The sequence below is a fragment of the Agrobacterium sp. ICMP 6402 genome (assembly GCF_009498615.1).
Classification (GTDB): Bacteria; Pseudomonadota; Alphaproteobacteria; order Rhizobiales; family Rhizobiaceae; genus Agrobacterium; species Agrobacterium burrii.
On the sequence record NZ_QSNV01000002.1, the window covers coordinates 98,879 to 115,311 of the forward strand.

The window sequence follows — 16,433 nt, forward strand, 5'->3', positions numbered from 1 at the left end:
GACGGCGCGGTTGTGCCTTTCGCTGGCCGGACTGATGCAGCGCCGAAAGTAGCGTTCGCATCCGTCATCCATACAAGTTGCTTATTACTCCAAAAAAAATCGGTCTTAGGCAAGCGAAGAAAGCTTCACTAATGTTTGCTCAACGATAGGGGACAAACATGCCATTCTCAGACTACAAGACCGCACTCGTGACCGGCGCATCTTCCGGGATTGGCGCAGCCGTCGTCGAGCGGCTTTGCCGTGAGGGGCTGGAAGTCCATGCGGTTGCCAGAAGTGCGGACGCGCTTAAGCAATTGGCGAAGCGCACGGGCTGCTTTGCCCATGTCATCGATGTGACGGACCGGCCGGCGCTTGCGAAGCTCACCAGCGAGGTTGCATTCGATGTTCTCGTCAATAATGCTGGTGTCGACCGCCCGAAGAAGTTTCTGGAAGCGGATGAAAGCGACATTGATCTGTTGATTGACGTGAACCTGCGCGCCGTGCTGCATTTGTGCCGCATGGTGGTGCCGGGCATGGTGGCGCGCGATCGCGGCCACGTCATCAACATCTCCTCCATTGCCGGCAATTATAATTTCGGCGGCAACTCCATCTATCACGCCAGCAAGGCGGGCGTGGCGATGCTGTCCAACCAGTTGCGCATCGATGCTTTCGGTAAACGTGTGCGGGTGACGGAAATTTGCCCCGGCCGCGTTGCAACCGACATCTTTACGCATGTGCACGGCAATGATCCGAGCATTCGCGAGCGCTTCATCGATGGTTTTGAACTGCCGCAGGCGTCCGATATCGCCGATGCGATCGCCTTTGCCATCGCCGCACCCGTGGCCATGAATATCGGCCATATGGAAATCACCCCGACGCTTCAGGTCATGGGCGGGCTGCAGACGGCCAAGCCCCAGACCGTTGAAAATAGGCCGGCTGAAAATCAGGCCGCGGCGGGCGGAGCCGGAGGAAAAGTCGCGTGAGCGGTTTTGACCTCTGGGCAATTCTGAATAATGCGGACTACGTCTCGATGCTTTTGCATGGCATCCAGATGACGTTCATCATCTATGCCGGCTCGTGGCTGCTCGCCATGTCGCTGGCCATCGTGCTGCTTGCCATTCGCCAGTCACCCTTCCGCTTCGGCGATCCGCTGGTGGCGGCCTATGTTTCCTATCACCGTAACGTTCCGACGCTAGTGCAGCTGATGCTCTGGTATTTCGGCGTTTTCACACTGCTGCCAAGCGGGCTGGCGAACTGGCTGTCCAGCCACAATGCGGAATCGATCTTCGCCATTATCGGTCTCGGCCTCTGTCAGGCTGCCTATTTCAGTGAAGATTTGCGTTCCGGCGTGCGCTCCATCAATGCCGGTCAGATGGAAGCGGCGCGTGCACTCGGCCACAGCTACGTCTCGGCCATGCGTTTCGTCATCATGCCGCAGGGCGTTCGCAACGCGCTGCCGCCGCTGATCAACCACAGCACCTCGCTGTTCAAGAATAGCAGTCTCGGGGTTCTGATCGGGGCACCCGAACTCACCCATGCGGTCAAGGAAGTCGAAAATCTAAGTTTCCGGACGTTTGAGGTCTACCTGGTCGCGACAGTGCTTTATCTGTTCTTCTCGCTGCTGATCATGGGTCTTGGAGCCTATATCTCCATGCGTGCCGACCCACTGCGGAGGGCGCGGGCATGATCCACGACATGATCGCAATCGTGCAGGATTATTGGTTGCTTCTCTTGATCGGCCAATATCCCAACGGGCCGCTGGGCGGCCTTGCCAACACGCTTATCCTGTCGGCGCTCAGCATCGCCCTCGCCTTTCCCGTCAGCATTCTGATGGCGCTGGCACGGCTGTCGAAATGGCGGCTGCTGCGCTGGCCGGTCACCGCCGTGGTGTATTTCACCCGTGGCGTGCCGCTGCTGATGCTCATCCTCTGGAGCTATTTTCTCGTTCCGCTGTGGACCGGGGCGGATGTGCCGAGCTTCGTTACCATGCTGGCAACGCTCGTCATCTATCAGGGCGCTTTCATGAGCGAGGTTGTGCGCGCCGGCATCGTATCGCTTGGGGCCGGGCAGATGGATGCGGCGCGGGCGCTGGGGCATGGATATTTCAGCGCAATGCGTTACATCATCCTGCCGCAGGCGCTCTACAACATGATCCCGAGCCTCATTTCTACATTCGTTTCCACCATCAAGGATACGACCCTCGGCTACGTCATCAATGTGCCGGATCTGACATTTGCGGCAAACCAGGTGAATAACCAGCTCCTGACCCAGCCTTTCCAGGTCTTCCTCATTCTGGCGCTGGTTTATTACATCATCTGCTGGTCGCTGACCCATGTCGCCAATCTTCTCGAGCGGCGTATAGCCCGCCGGCGGGCCGGCCCGCGCGGCAAGCTCGCGGCAGACGCACCGGCCCCCGCCAATATCGCTACGGAGCAGCTATGACCGCGCCAGTTTCCGCCTCTCAGGACGCCTACACCATCACGCTTTCGCAGGTCTGCAAAAGCTACGGCGATTATCCGGTGCTCAAGGATGTCAACGAAAACGTCACCCGTGGCGAGGTCGTGGTCATCTGCGGGCCATCGGGTTCCGGCAAGTCCACCCTCATCCGCACGATTAACCGTCTGGAGGAGATCAGCAGCGGCTCGATCACGCTGGATGGCAGGAACATCCACGCACAAATGCGCGCAAAGGAGTTGAATGCGCTGCGCAGCCGGGTGGGTTTCGTCTTCCAGAGCTTCAACCTCTTCCCGCATCTTTCGGTGGTTGAAAATGTCTCCATGTCGCCGATCCGGGTGAAGGGCGTTTCTCCTGCCGTCGCCCATGAAAAGGCGCTGAAGCTTCTTGATCGTGTCGGCCTGGCCGACAAGGCCAGCTCTTACCCGGCCCAGCTCTCTGGCGGCCAGCAGCAGCGCGTCGCCATTGCGCGGGCGCTCGCCATGGAGCCGCCGGTCATGTTGTTCGACGAACCGACCTCCGCTCTCGACCCGGAAATGGTGGGTGAGGTGCTCGCCGTCATGAAGAGCCTCGCCGCCGAAGGCATGACTATGCTGTGTGTCACCCATGAAATGGGCTTTGCCCGTGAAGTGGCTGACCGCATCTGGTTCATCGATGCCGGGCGCATCATCGAAACGGCCAAGCCGGACGAGTTTTTCAAAAATCCGCAACACCCCCGTGCCCAGCGTTTTCTCGCTGATCTCAGGCACTAGGGCGGGATAGCGAAAAGTGTGAGCGGGTTCTCCTGAAATCCCGCTCAAGGCCGAACTATCAACCCAACCTCTATAATAACAGGGAGAACTGAAATGAACTGGAAGTGCATTACTCTTACCGCCGCATTGGCGACTTCGGCCGCAGTCATTCCGGCCAAGGCCGACCAACTCGACACGATCATGGCGAACAAGACGCTGCGTTGCGCCACTTTCGCTGACGTGCCACCTTTCGCCTCGCCGGATCCAAAGACACGGGAAATGGCTGGCTTCGACGTCGATCTGTGTGGTGCCATCGCCAAGGAACTCGGGGTCAAGGCCGAGGTCAAGCCTGTTTCGGTTGAAGCGCGCGTTCCCGAAGTCAAGCTCGGCCGCGTCGATCTCTCGGTTGCCAACCTTGCCTATACCCAGAGCCGCGCCGAACAGATCCAGTTCAGCGACCCCTATTATCTGGCTAAGGAAATGCTGATCGTTCCGGTCGATGACGCCGGCACCAAGAAGTCTGATTTCGTCGGCCAGCGCATCGCGTCCAGCAAGGGCTCGACGTCGGAACTCTCCGTCAAGCTCAACAAGTCCGAGCCGCTGACATTCCAGGATACGGCGTCCGCCTATCTCGCCGTTCAGCAGGGCAAGGCGCGCGGCATTGTCGGCAACACCATGACGATGACCAAGTTCGTCAACGAATCCAAGACCAAGGGTAAGCCAATGCGGATGATCGAGGAGCCGATGCTCTTCCAGCCCATCGGCATCGGTATGGCCAAGGACAATCCGGCGCTGACCGCGAAGATCAACGAAATTCTCCGTAAGCTCGATGCGGATGGCGAGATCAACCGCATCTGGGACAAGTGGCTTGGCCCGAACACCGAATACAAGATGACGCGCACCGACAAGGTCGTGCCTCTTTCCGAACTGAAGTTCGATCCGATCCCCTGAGCTTCGGCTCAGCTTCAGTCATCATTCCATCCATTCAACACCATCATCGGTCGGCGAGACGTTCTCGCCGACGGTTTCAACGTGGGAGGTTTTCATGATCCACATTAAAGATATCGCGCAGCGTCCGGCCAAGGCCGATGTTGAAGCCCTTGCCAAATTCTCTCCTGCGACAATCCATGAGGCGCAGGGGCGTCGCGGTGCATTGTCCTCGCGGCTCAAGCCCGTCGATTATCGTATGAAGCTTTGCGGCCCGGCCTTTACGGTCAAATGCGCGCCGCGCGACAACATCATGCTGCAGCTCGCCATCAACTATGCCAAGCCGGGCGATATCATCGTCGTCTCCGCCGGCGAATATGAAGAAGCGGGTTCTTTCGGCGATGTTCTCGCCAATGCCTGCCTCGCAAAAGGCATCGGCGGTCTGGTGACCGACACCGGCGTGCGCGACACGCTGCAACTGCGGGACCTCGGCTTTCCAGTCTTTTCGCTCAGCGTCTGCATCAAGGGCACGGTCAAGGAGACCATTGCCGCGGTCAACGATCAGGTGATTGTCGGCGGCGAAATCATCAATCCGGGCGATATCATCGTCGGTGATGCCGATGGGCTGGTTGTCGTCCGACGCGAAGAAGCGCAGGAAGCGGCCAAGCTTTCGCAGGCGCGTGAAGATGCCGAGGCCGGTTACATCGAAGCTTACAAGCAGGGCAAGTCGGTGGTCGAGGTCAGCAAGCTAGAGGCTGTGCTGAAAGCCAAGGGCCTCGTGGTCGATATCTGAGACAAATCAGGGAAATGGCCTGGCGGCAGTAGCCGCCATGCCGAACCCCCATGGGAGGAGCGAATATGAAAGCGGTTGTCATCCACGCGGCCAAGGATCTGCGGATCGAAGAACGTGAGGCGGAGCAGCCCGGCCCCGGACAGATTGAGGTCGCCATCGAGGCGGGTGGCATCTGCGGCTCCGACCTGCATTATTACAATCACGGCGGCTTCGGCACCGTGCGCGTGCGTGAGCCGATGATCCTCGGCCATGAGGTGGCGGGCACCATCAAGGCTCTGGGGGAGGGTGTCTCCGGTCTCGTCGTTGGCGACCGCGTCGCGGTATCGCCGAGCCGGCCCTGCAACCATTGCGAATTTTGCCTGAAGGGCCAGCAGAACCAATGCCTGAACATGCGCTTTTATGGCTCCGCGATCCCCATGCCGCATATTCAAGGCGCATTCCGGCAGCGTCTCGTTGCCGAGGCGTATCAGTGCCACAAGGTGCGGGACGGCATCTCTATCCATGAAGCGGCGATGGCCGAACCCTTTGCAGTGACGCTGCATGGCGTCAACCGCGCTGGCGCATTGACCGACAAGCGCGTTCTGGTCACCGGCTGCGGGCCGATCGGTGCGCTTGCCATCATCGCCGCCCGCGCCCATGGCGCACGGGAAATCGTTGCGACCGATGTCATGGATGCGGTTTTGCAAAAGGCGCTCGCCATCGGCGCCGACCGGGTCATCAATGTCGCCAGCGATCCGGATGCGCTCTCCGCCTATTCGGCAAACAAGGGCTATTTCGACGTGCAATTCGAGGCCTCCGGAAACGAAAGGGCCGTCCGGTCGGGTCTGGAGGCGCTGAAGCCGCGTTCCACCGTCGTTCAGCTCGGTCTCGGCGGGGATGTGTCCATTCCGCAGAATATGGTGGTCGCCAAGGAAATCGAGATGAAAGGCACCTTCCGTTTCCACGAGGAATTCGGACTTGCCGTCGATTTCATTAACCAGCGCCGCGTAGACCTGAAGCCGCTGTTAACAGGCACCTTTCCATTGGAAGAGGCGGTTGCAGCATTTGAAACCGCCGGTGACAGAAGCAGATCGATGAAGGTTCAGCTCGCCTTCTTATAGGTCTGGTTATGATCCGGAGACGGCCGCACGGCGACTTTCGATGCGGCGGTTCATGCACGGAGATTAGAGATCATTCTGGCCGGGGACGGACAAAGCGCTGTTCCAGAACCTCGCTTCCCCATTGGCTGCCGGGACGTTCCTCGACACAGGCGAAACCATGGGTCTCGTAAAGGTGCCGTGCGGCCAAAAGACCGTTGAATGTCCATAGATGGGTTTCTGCGAAAGCCTTTTTGTCGGCAAAGGCCAGAGCGGCTGCAAGCAGCCTGCGCCCTACACCGCCACCGCGCACGCTGTCATCCACGATGAACCAGCGTAGATGCGCGATGTCCGATCTCAAGTCTTCGCCGTCGATTGCGACGGAGCCGATAATCTCCTGTCCGCGCGTTGCGGCCCATATTGCGTTTTGCGGTCTTTCGAGCCGGTTGCAAAAGGAGGCGAGACCTTCGGCGACAACGGATTCGAAACGCTGGCCGAAGCCGGATGTCCGGGCGTAATAGAGCGCATGCATCTGTGTTATGCGGGCGATGATACCCGGCCGGTATCCTGAGATAATATCTATGGCGGGAGTTGCGGCATCGATCCGGCCTCCCAGCGCGTCGGCGTAAAGACGGAGCCCTTCCAGAATGGTGTGGCCATCCGCGGGGGCAAGCCGTGACAGGGCGCTCGATACCTGCCGGTTTGCGAAGGCGTGAATGGCACCGACCCGATCCTGCCCTCGCCCGGCCAAATGGAGCCGCTTGATGCGGTTATCCTCACCGTCCGCCTCCTCCATAACATCACCGGACAGAATGAGTTTGCGAAGCATGCGGCTGACGCTGGATTTTTCAAGCCGCAGGAGCTTTCCCAGATCGCGCGCCGTGATGCCTGGGCAGGTCTCGATCTCGATCAGGGCATGCACGGCAGATGGCGGCAGGTCGGTGCCGGCAAAATCCCCGCCCATGAAGCCGAGTTCACGGACAAGCCGGCGCGAGGTGGAGCGGATGTCATCTATGGGGAGGGACTGTTCGGGCATGCCAAATCCATTATGGTTGCATAATGCAACCATAATCACATTCTGCACGGTCTGCCAAGTTTGGATTCCGTAAAATACTGGATTTCTCTGCGAAATCGGGCAAGCTCCTGTTCAGGAACGTTGACATGCGTGGCTGAACGCGGCTTTCAAAAAAGACCACCCTCAAAGTAGTCCGTACGGAAGTTTGCGGGCAAGTCGCGACATTTAATTATCCGGCTATGGAGCCGACATGCCTGATACGCCTCGCTTCTTCCGTTATGCCATTCTCGTTGCGATGTTGCCCGTCGCCGTCCTCGGTGTTGTGACAACGCCGAATGAATATCGCGCCATCGGCATCGAGGCGGCCGATTGTGACGGGCCTATATCGGTTCTGATCCCTGCGGTACCAGCGCTTGCAGCCTATGCCTTCATCGGCTGCCTGTTTCTCTCGGGTGCCAAGCGCTCGTTGATTTCCGGCAGCATTTGCGTGCTGGTATCCCTGGCGCTTATCTGGAACATCGGCGCAGCGCTCCTGGAATATCGGCGAAACGCCGTGGAAATGGCCTGTGATTACAGCGGAAAGCTGTAACCTTGACTGGAAATGCGGATTACGGCTCTAGCCATGAAACCGCAGGTTTCGTCGCGTCAGTTGCTCGACAGTGGTGCAGCCCATCAGCTTCATGCCGCGTTCGATTTCGATACGCATCATTTCCAGCGCCCTTTCCACCCCGGGCTGGCCGGCGGCCGCGAGCGGGAAAAGATAATAGCGGCCGAGCCCCACAGCCTTTGCGCCCAGAGACAGGGCTTTCAGAACATGGGTGCCGCGCTGTACGCCGCCATCCATCATCACGTCGATCCGGTCGCCGACCGCATCGACGATCTCTGCCAGCTGGTCGAAGGCGCTGCGGGAACCATCGAGCTGGCGACCGCCGTGGTTGGAGAGCACGATGCCGCTGCAGCCGATCTCGGCGGCGCGCCTGGCGTCGTCAACCGACATGACGCCTTTGAGGCAGAAAGGACCATCCCATTCTCGCACCATCTGCGCCACGTCATCCCAGTTCATGGAAGGGTCCAGCATCTCGGTGAAATAGCGGCTGATGGAGAGAGCCCCGCCATCCATTTTGATGTGGCCGTCAAGCTGCGGCAGGCTGAAGCGCTCATGTGTCAGGTAATTGATGCCCCAGGCCGGCTTGATGGCGAATTGCGCAATGCCGGAGAGATTGAGCTTGAAGGGGATGGCAAAACCGGTGCGCTTGTCGCGCTCGCGGTTGCCGCCGGTAATGCTGTCCACGGTCAGCATCATTGTCTCGACGCCGGCACTTTTGGCGCGTGCCATCATCTCGCGGTTGAGACCACGATCCTTGTGGAAATAAAATTGATAGACCTGCGGCCCACCGCTGATCCGGCGCGCTTCTTCAAGGCTGGTGGTGCCGAGCGAGGAGACGCCGAACATCGTGCCGAATTTTCCCGCCGCCGCCGCGACCGCTCGCTCTCCCTGATGGTGGAAGAGACGCTGCAGCGCCGTTGGGGAACAATAGACCGGCATGGAGAGCTTTTGCCCCATGACGGTGACCGACATGTCCACGTCGGAGACACCGCGCAGCACATCCGGAACAAGGTCGCAATTTTCGAAGGCAGCGGTGTTCCGCCGATACGTTACTTCGTCGTCGGCCGCGCCATCTATATAGTTGAAGATTGGTCCGGGAAGACGCTGTTTGGCCATGCGGCGAAAATCGTGGAAATTATAGCAGTCTTTGAGTTGCATCTGTCGCTCGACCGGTCCGGTTTGAAAGCTCTGAAAAGATTGTTCGGAACCTATACCGGGGATTTGGGCCGGGCAATCGGCCTGTCGATGATTTCCGCAGGCTCGAAGCATGAATACCTCAGGGTCGGGGCGGGAGCGCTAAACGGGGCCTGCAAGCTGCTCCGTGGAAACCGCATGCAGCGCCTTGCCGGTGCTGATGAAGCTTTCGATATTGCCGATCGTGGTGTCCGCAATGTTTTTGAGGGCTTCCTGCGTGAAAAACCCCTGATGGCCGGTCACCAGAACATTGGGGAAGGTCAGCAACCGCGCAAAGACGTCGTCGCGCAGCACGTCATTGGAAAGATCTTCGAAAAAGAGATCGGCCTCCTCCTCATAAACATCGATGCCGAGAGAACCGATCCTACCGTCTTTCAGACCCGTGATCGCGGCCTGCGTGTCGATGATCGCGCCGCGGCTGGTGTTGATGAGCATCACGCCTTTTTTGAGAAGGGGCAGCGTCTCCTTGCGGATCAGGTGCCTGGTTTCCGGCGTGAGCGGGCACATCAGCGTAAGAATGTCCGATGTCCGGAACAGTTCCTCCCGCGTGACATAGGCCATGCCCAGCGCCTCGCAATCAGGATTCGGGCGAATGTCGTGGCCGATGAGACGGCAGCCGAAGCCGGCTGCGATACGCGCAAAAATCGCGCCGATCTTCCCCGTGCCGACAATGCCGATGGTCTTGCCGTGGAGATCGAAACCAAGCAGGCCATCAAGGGCGAAGTTGCCTTCGCGGACGCGGTTATAGGCGCGGTGGATCTTGCGGTTGAGTGACAGGATGAGCGCCATTGTATGTTCGGCAACCGCATAGGGCGAATAGGCGGGAACGCGGGCGATGGTTAGGCCCAGCTTTTCGGCGGCCACGAGATCGACCTGGTTGAAACCGGCGCAGCGCAGGGCGACGAGTCGCACGCCCATTTCCGTCAGCCTTTCGAGCACGGGCCGCGACAGGTCGTCATTGACGAAAGCGCAGATAGCATCGGCTCCCTCCGCCAACGCCACCGTTTCAGGAGACAGGCGCGCTTCGCAATATTGTATCCGCATGCCGGGACGTACCGCGGCATCAAGGAACTGCCTGTCATATGGCTTGGCGCTGTAAACGACGATCCGCATCTGCTTCTCCAGTATCAAGTACGAAAGTTACGGTTGCGGAGACCAGGCGTCCGGTAAATGGCCTCAGCTGCGAAGGCCCGGTGCTTCCTGCCCGGTGCTTTCGACATATTCGGTGTAGCCGCCGCCAAATTGGTGAATGCCATCCGGGGTCAGTTCAAGCACCCGGTTTGAAAGGGCGGCGAGGAAATGGCGGTCGTGGGAAACGAACAGCATCGTGCCTTCATAATCCGACAGGGCTTTGATCAGCATTTCCTTGGTGTCGAGATCGAGATGGTTCGTTGGTTCGTCGAGTACCAGGAAATTCGGCGGATCGAACAACATGGCCGCCATCACGAGACGGGCTTTTTCACCGCCGGAAAGAACACGGCAGCGTTTCTCCACGTCGTCGCCGGAGAAGCCGAAACAACCGGAAAGCGCGCGGAGCGGCGCCTGCCCGGCTTTCGGAAAACGTTCCTCAAGCCATTCAAGAATGGTGCTGTCGCCTTCCAGAACATCCATGGCGTGCTGGGCGAAATAGCCGAGCTTGACGCTGGCGCCGAGTGTTACATTGCCGGAATCCGGCTCGGTCGTGCCGGTCACCAGCTTCAGCAAGGTCGATTTTCCAGCGCCGTTGACGCCCATGATGCACCAGCGCTCCTTGCGCCGCACCATGAAGTCCAGCTCGCCATAGATCGTGCGGCTGCCATAAGCCTTGTTAACCTTCTTCAGCGCCACGACATCCTCGCCCGACCTCGGGGCCGGTGCGAATTCAAAAGCGACTGTCTGGCGCCGTTTTGGCGGCTCGACGCGGTCGATCTTTTCAAGTTTCTTGACGCGGCTCTGCACCTGCGAGGCATGTGAGGCGCGCGCCTTGAAGCGCTCGATGAATTTGATTTCCTTGGCGAGCATGGCCTGCTGGCGCTCGAACTGCGCCTGCTGCTGCTTTTCGTTCTGCGCGCGCTGCTGTTCATAAAAGCCGTAGTCACCGGAATAGGTGGTGAGGTTGCCGGCATCGATCTCGATGATCTTGGTGACGATGCGGTTCATGAATTCGCGGTCATGCGAAGTCATCAACAATGCGCCGTCATAGTTCTTCAGAAAATCCTCAAGCCAGATCAGGCTTTCGAGATCGAGATGGTTCGACGGTTCGTCAAGCAGCATCACGTCCGGACGCATCAGGAGGATGCGGGCGAGCGCCACGCGCATCTTCCAGCCGCCGGACAGTTTGGAGACATCGCCGTCCATCATTTCCTGGCTGAAGCTCAAGCCATCCAGAACCTCACGGGCGCGGCCCTCCAGCGCGTAACCGTCCAGCTCTTCGTAACGCGCCTGCACTTCACCATAACGTTCGATGATGGCGTCCATTTCGTCCATCCGGTCGGGATCGGACATGGCGGCTTCCAGCTCCCGCAATTCCGCCGCCACTTCACTGACCGGGCCTGCGCCTTCCATGACTTCGGCGACCGCGGAGCGTCCGGACATTTCACCGACATCCTGATCGAAATAACCGACCGTCATACCTTTTTCGACGACGACCTGTCCCTCATCGGGCTGCTCCTCGCCGGTCATCATCCGAAACAGCGTGGTCTTGCCAGAACCGTTCGGCCCGACAAGGCCGATCTTCTCGCCACGATTGAGCGCAGCGGAGGCCTCGATGTAAAGAATACGGTGACTGTTCGACTTGCTGATATTTTCGATGCGGATCATGACAGGGCCTATGAATGGGAGCGGCCCTCCTATGCCACGGGCCGCTGCCGCTGTCACCTGCCGCGCATGTCTTGTCAGCCATGCAAAGCCGGGGAAGATTGGCCCCGGGGTAAATGCCCCAAAAGAGATACGCTTTGCGGCTGCGTCTGCCGAATTTTCGTCAGTTGGTCAGCGTGGCAATGCTACCGGCTGCCTTGCGGGCGATTTCGCCAAAGGCGGTGACGATCTGCTCCATGTTTTCGGGCGCGTAATAATTGTCGAGGCTGGAGGCGCAATATTGCAGCAGCGACTTGCCCTTGTCCGGCGCCATGAAGGCGACGCTGAAAATCTTAATCCCGTCTTTCTTGGCGGTCTCGCAGGTGGTGCGCACCGACTGGTCGATGCTGGAACTCCACGAGGAGCTGTTTCCGGTCATTTCACCGTCGGTCATCAGCACGATATAGCGCTCGAAGGATTCACTTTCCTGTGTCTTATGTGCCTTGGCTTCGTCCGGATTCGTTTTTTTAAGGGCATTGTAAGCGGCATTCAGGCTGCTTCGTGCATCCGTACCGCCGGATGGAAATTCCGGGATCTGTTTGTCGACATAGCTGACAACGCTGTTCGTACCCCAGCTGATGGCCTGAGCCGCATAGGTCTCATGTGTATAAACCGAGGCGCCCGTCCGAACGAGCTGTGAGCTGCCGCTTGCGGTGTAGGTCGGATCGGCCTTGTTCAATGTAGCAACGAGAAAGCTGACGGCGGTCTTCAACGATGTGGCCTTGTTGACATAGCAGGGCGATGTCTTGCCGAGATTGGGATACTTGCCCCAGTTATCGGACGTGTAGTTCTGGCAGGACGTTTTAGTGCTGTCGACACTGTCCGTCTTGAACGACATCGAACCGGAGCGGTCGAGCACCAGATACATGGATATCGGCGCGCCCTTGTTGACGGTACTCTTGGCGGTACCGGTCGCCGCGATATCGAGTGTCTTCACGCCGATGAACCCCAGCAGCGGGTTGAGCTGCACCTGGCGGTATAGTGTGGTCTCGATGGTATAGGTCTTGCCGCGTGCATCTTCCTTTGCAGAAACGCCGACTGGGGAGTTCTTCTCCAGTTCCTTTTTCTCTTCCTCAGTCAGGCTCTTTTCCATCTGCGCAGCGATGAAGGCCTTGGCGATTTCCTTGATTTGTTCGTCTGTGAGCGCGCCTTCCTTCAGGCGTGCCTCGGTTGCTGCAGCGAGCGCCGCGGAATCCGCCGTGTTTTGCAGATCGGCTTTCACCTGCATCACATTCGCCAGCTCCAGGCCGGCTCCGGCCACGCCCAGCAACATCGGCAGCAATATTGCCGTCATGATGCCGAAATTACCGCTGGTATCGGCAAAGAAACGGCGCTTCAGTTTTTGATCTGCAGAGGCGGTCATGATGGGGCTCACCGATTAGAATATGCGATTGAGCGCAGGAAACCCGCAAAGGATGTAAAATCCGCTAACACGAAGATTATAATTTTATAATTCGTTCAAATTGGTGCAGTTTTCGAAGTATTTTCAAGAATTAATTGGTTGGAAGATTGAAATAACACATATTGTGTCATTGCTGGACGGGAACCACATCCACGGCCTGTTTTATCTGTTGGTTGCCATAGCTCTTCAGGACCCCGATCACCGGTGCGACATCCGAATAGTCGCGGCCATAACCGACGACGATGTGGTCGCTGCCGGCCACGATATCGTTGGTAGGGTCGAGTTCCAGATAACCGGCCGCTTCTCCGCACCAGATGCGGACCCAGGCATGCATGGCATCGGCGCCTTCCAGCCGTTCCTTGCCCGGCGGAGGAATGGTGCGCAGGAAACCGCTGACATAACCGGCGGGAATGCCGAGGCTGCGCAGCGCCATGATCATGATATGCGAAAAATCCTGGCACACGCCGCGCTTCAATTTAAAGGCTTCCGATGGCGTTGTATCCACGGTGGTCGCCTCGCCATCATAGGTGAAGTCTTTGTGGATGCGTTTGCACATGGCCAGCGCGATTTCGCGAATGGTCATTCCCGGTTTCAGCAATTCCCGCGCATAGGCCGAGATCGCCGCATCCGTCCCTATTCTCGGGCTCGCGCCTATGAAATGGTGCGGTGACTGAAAATCGATCGACCAGACATCGGCAAGGTCCTGCGGCAAGCGGGAAAGCTCGGGTGAAAAATCCGCCGTCATGGCCGGCGCTTCCACCATCACCCGCGCCTGCATGCGAATATCCAGCTTTTCATGCGGCGCGCGCAGATGCACCGACGTGGCCGATTGATGAAAGAAATCGTCAAAGAAGGCGCGTTCTTCCGGTGCGGGCGAAACATCGATGGAACCTGCGATTAGTCTCTGCCGGCCCGGGATCGACAGCGGCAGCACGCGGATAATGTGGCGTGCGCCATGGGCCGGTGTGTCGTAGGTGTAACCCATGTGCAGGGAAAGATCGTAAAGCATGGGGTTATCCGAGATAGGTGCGGGCCAGAACATCGGACAGATGTTCCATGTCGGTTTCGAGCTGGCGATAGATCGCGCCGTTCATGTTTTCCGGCGTCATGACAGCGAGCCCGGAATGCAGGCGCATCGTTTCGCGATAAAACGGTGACATCTGGCCGTTCACGAAAGCGTTCGGCAGCTGTTCCACCTCGGTGCGGATTTCGTTCAGCTGAAACAGGATCGAGCGCGGATTGAGCGGATCAAGCGCCAGAAGATCGGTGACCGTCAGGCCAGCCGTGGCGACATTATAACGGCGGCGATGGGTCATGACGCTGTCACCGATTTCGAGCAGCATGTCGTAAGAACCATCCGGGGCGTCCGGTCCGGTCATGTGGCCGAGAAGCCGGGTCATATGCAGCCCGCGTTCGAGATAACGGCCTATGGACAGAAAACGCCAGCCGGTGAAGCGGTACATGTTTTCGTGCACGAGACCGGCAAAGCCGGCAAGCTTGCGCAGCAGGATCGTCATGGCGTGGGTGGCGTCGTCGCCCGGCGCGACTTTCGCGTGGAAACGGCGGGCCGTCTTGGCGAGGTCGTTCAGCGCCAGCCATCCATCCGGCGAAAAGCGGTCGCGAATATTGCTGGCGGAATAAAGCGCGCTGTTGATGTTGTTCAGCAGGCTATCCGGCACGGCATCGTTCATCTCCACGTCAAGCGTTTCGAGATATCGCGTCACATGGGCGAGCAGGGGCTGGCGCGGATCGGCTGACTCGGCATAACGCCCGTGCCAGGCACGCAGGATGCGCAATGCGCCTTCAGAACGTTCGATATAACGGCCGAGCCAGAAGAGATTGTCGGCAGCCCTGCTTGGCAGGCTGCCCGGCATGTTGCGGGTAAAGCTTTCCTCCGCCGGCAGAAGCGAGGTGCGTTCCACCGGTTTTTCGCTGACGATCCAGACATCCGCCGCGCTGCCGCCCGATTGCATGGCGATGGCCGACACATCGTCGCCGCTGCCGATCCGTGCAAAGCCGCCGGGCATGATCTGCCAGCCGTCCTGTGTGCGCGCGGCAAAAACGCGAAGGCTCATCGGGCGCGGCACGAGCTTGTTGTCGATATAGGCCGGCGTCGTTGAAAGCTTCACGACTTCCTGGCCCACCAGCCTGTGGCCGTCGGAGGCAAGCCAGTCGCTGATCGATTCCTTTGCCGTCTCGCGCAGGGAGGAGCCGAGCACGGATTGGCCGTTGTCGTCGAAAAAAGGCATGCGGGAATAGGCCGGGCCGATGACCATGCCTTCGATATTGCCGGCAACGTGGCGGCGTTCCGATTCCTGTCCGCACCACCAGGTCGCGATCGAGGGAAGTTTCAGTTCCTCGCCCAGAAGGTGGCGGCAGATGCGCGGCATGAAGGCAAGCAGTGCCCGCGTTTCGAGAATGCCGCTGCCGAGTGCGTTGACGATGGTGAGCGCTTCGTTGCGCAGCGCCTGCACCATGCCGGGCGTGCCGATATGGGATTGCTGGTTCAGTTCCAGCGGATCGGAATAGGAGGCGTCGAGACGTCGCCAAAGTACACCAATCGGCTTCAACCCGGCCACGGTTCGAACCATGACGCGGCCGTTGACGACGGTCAGGTCCTCGCCCTCCAGCAGCATGAAGCCGAGATAACGGGCGATATAGGCGTGTTCGAAATAGGTTTCGTTGGCGGGGCCGGGCGTCAGCACCGCGATGCGATCGTCCGGGTGCTTTCTGTGGGCCTGCAGCGTGTCGCGGAAAGCGCCGAAAAACGAGGCGAGACGGTGAACATGGGTTTCGGCATAGATATCGGACAGCGCGCGGGTGGTGGCTACCCGGTTTTCCAGCGCGAAGCCAGCACCAGAGGGCGCCTGAGTCCGATCGGCCAGCACCCACCAGTTTCCATCAGGTCCGCGTCCTATTTCGAATGAGCAGAAGTGCAGGTAGTGGCCGCTTGCCGGTTTTACCCCGACCATCGGCCGTAAATATTCCGGATTGGAAGCGATCAGCGCCGGCGGCACGTAACCTTCGTTCACCAGCCGGTTTTCGCCGTAAAAATCGGCAACCATGGCCTCCAGAAGATCGGCGCGCTGTTTCAGCCCTTCGGAAAGAACCGTCCATTCCCTGTCATCGATCAGCACCGGAATATGCGAGATCGGCCAGTTTCGTTCGCTGCTGCCCTTGCTGTAATCGCGGTAGAACACGCCCGCGTCGCGCAGATAGCGGTCCGTGCGGGCGAAGCGCTCGTGCAATTCGCGTTCCGACATGCGCGAGAGCGCGCCGAGCAGGTTCTTCCAGACCGGCCTGACCTTGCCGTCGGTATCGAGCATCTCGTCGGCCACCCCCGGCAGGGTGGAATAATCAAGCCCGCGCGGTGGCGCGCTCGTTTCCGTCTTGCGTTCCGTTGCCGGGGCTTTGGACAAT

General features: G+C 59.0%; 15 protein-coding genes. 8 read left to right on the top strand and 7 right to left on the bottom strand.

Going from position 1 to position 16,433, the window contains the following annotated elements; all coding sequences use genetic code 11:
- The first annotated feature begins 158 nt into the window (after positions 1 to 158).
- From DXT96_RS08600 to DXT96_RS08630, 7 genes are all read left to right on the top strand, one after another.
- Positions 159 to 962, top strand: a complete 804-nt coding sequence (locus DXT96_RS08600; protein WP_153514307.1) for an SDR family oxidoreductase — start codon at positions 159 to 161, stop codon at positions 960 to 962.
- Positions 959 to 1,666: an amino acid ABC transporter permease gene (locus tag DXT96_RS08605; RefSeq protein ID WP_371418815.1), complete on the top strand. Its 708-nt coding sequence runs from the start codon at positions 959 to 961 to the stop codon at positions 1,664 to 1,666. The genes DXT96_RS08600 and DXT96_RS08605 overlap by 4 nt, the downstream gene beginning before the upstream one ends.
- Positions 1,663 to 2,421, top strand: a complete 759-nt coding sequence (locus tag DXT96_RS08610) for an amino acid ABC transporter permease (protein ID WP_153514308.1) — start codon at positions 1,663 to 1,665, stop codon at positions 2,419 to 2,421. Before DXT96_RS08605 ends, DXT96_RS08610 begins: the two co-directional genes overlap by 4 nt.
- The gene (locus tag DXT96_RS08615; RefSeq protein WP_153514309.1) at positions 2,418 to 3,185 is read left to right on the top strand and encodes an amino acid ABC transporter ATP-binding protein; all 768 of its coding nucleotides are present in this window, start codon (positions 2,418 to 2,420) and stop codon (positions 3,183 to 3,185) included. Before DXT96_RS08610 ends, DXT96_RS08615 begins: the two co-directional genes overlap by 4 nt.
- Positions 3,186 to 3,278: 93 nt before the next feature.
- Entirely contained in the window at positions 3,279 to 4,115 is an 837-nt protein-coding gene (locus DXT96_RS08620; protein ID WP_149899621.1) for an ABC transporter substrate-binding protein, read from the top strand.
- A gap of 94 nt (positions 4,116 to 4,209) precedes the next feature.
- Complete coding sequence (locus tag DXT96_RS08625; protein WP_153514310.1) at positions 4,210 to 4,884, top strand: 4-carboxy-4-hydroxy-2-oxoadipate aldolase/oxaloacetate decarboxylase; 675 nt, start codon at positions 4,210 to 4,212, stop codon at positions 4,882 to 4,884.
- 65 nt (positions 4,885 to 4,949) lie between these two features.
- Positions 4,950 to 5,984, top strand: coding sequence for an L-idonate 5-dehydrogenase (locus DXT96_RS08630; RefSeq protein ID WP_153514311.1), 1,035 nt, complete (start codon positions 4,950 to 4,952; stop codon positions 5,982 to 5,984).
- Between the two features lie 70 nt (positions 5,985 to 6,054).
- Here DXT96_RS08630 and DXT96_RS08635 read toward each other — a convergent pair whose 3' ends face one another.
- The gene (locus DXT96_RS08635; protein ID WP_194287605.1) at positions 6,055 to 6,996 is read right to left on the bottom strand and encodes a bifunctional helix-turn-helix transcriptional regulator/GNAT family N-acetyltransferase; all 942 of its coding nucleotides are present in this window, start codon (positions 6,994 to 6,996) and stop codon (positions 6,055 to 6,057) included.
- 229 nt (positions 6,997 to 7,225) lie between these two features.
- Here DXT96_RS08635 and DXT96_RS08640 point away from each other — a divergent pair, with 229 nt between their 5' ends.
- Positions 7,226 to 7,564 (top strand): hypothetical protein, encoded by a 339-nt coding sequence (locus DXT96_RS08640; protein ID WP_149899618.1) that lies wholly within the window; start codon positions 7,226 to 7,228, stop codon positions 7,562 to 7,564.
- Positions 7,565 to 7,591: 27 nt separating this feature from the next.
- Here DXT96_RS08640 and DXT96_RS08645 read toward each other — a convergent pair whose 3' ends face one another.
- The 6 genes from DXT96_RS08645 to DXT96_RS08670 all read right to left on the bottom strand — a co-directional run bounded on the left by DXT96_RS08645 (position 7,592) and on the right by DXT96_RS08670 (position 16,432).
- Positions 7,592 to 8,740 carry an alpha-hydroxy acid oxidase gene (locus DXT96_RS08645; protein ID WP_153514313.1) on the bottom strand — a complete coding sequence of 383 codons (1,149 nt, stop codon included), beginning with the start codon at positions 8,738 to 8,740 and terminating at the stop codon, positions 7,592 to 7,594.
- A gap of 138 nt (positions 8,741 to 8,878) precedes the next feature.
- Entirely contained in the window at positions 8,879 to 9,889 is a 1,011-nt protein-coding gene (locus tag DXT96_RS08650) for a 2-hydroxyacid dehydrogenase (protein WP_153514314.1), read from the bottom strand.
- 63 nt (positions 9,890 to 9,952) lie between these two features.
- Positions 9,953 to 11,575, bottom strand: a complete 1,623-nt coding sequence (locus DXT96_RS08655) for an ABC-F family ATP-binding cassette domain-containing protein (protein WP_149899615.1) — start codon at positions 11,573 to 11,575, stop codon at positions 9,953 to 9,955.
- A gap of 160 nt (positions 11,576 to 11,735) precedes the next feature.
- Positions 11,736 to 12,974, bottom strand: coding sequence for a TadE/TadG family type IV pilus assembly protein (locus DXT96_RS08660; protein ID WP_153514315.1), 1,239 nt, complete (start codon positions 12,972 to 12,974; stop codon positions 11,736 to 11,738).
- A 166-nt stretch (positions 12,975 to 13,140) separates the two neighbouring features.
- Positions 13,141 to 14,022, bottom strand: coding sequence for a transglutaminase family protein (locus tag DXT96_RS08665; protein ID WP_153514316.1), 882 nt, complete (start codon positions 14,020 to 14,022; stop codon positions 13,141 to 13,143).
- Between the two features lie 4 nt (positions 14,023 to 14,026).
- Positions 14,027 to 16,432: a circularly permuted type 2 ATP-grasp protein gene (locus tag DXT96_RS08670; RefSeq protein WP_153514317.1), complete on the bottom strand. Its 2,406-nt coding sequence runs from the start codon at positions 16,430 to 16,432 to the stop codon at positions 14,027 to 14,029.
- Position 16,433 lies beyond the last annotated feature (1 nt).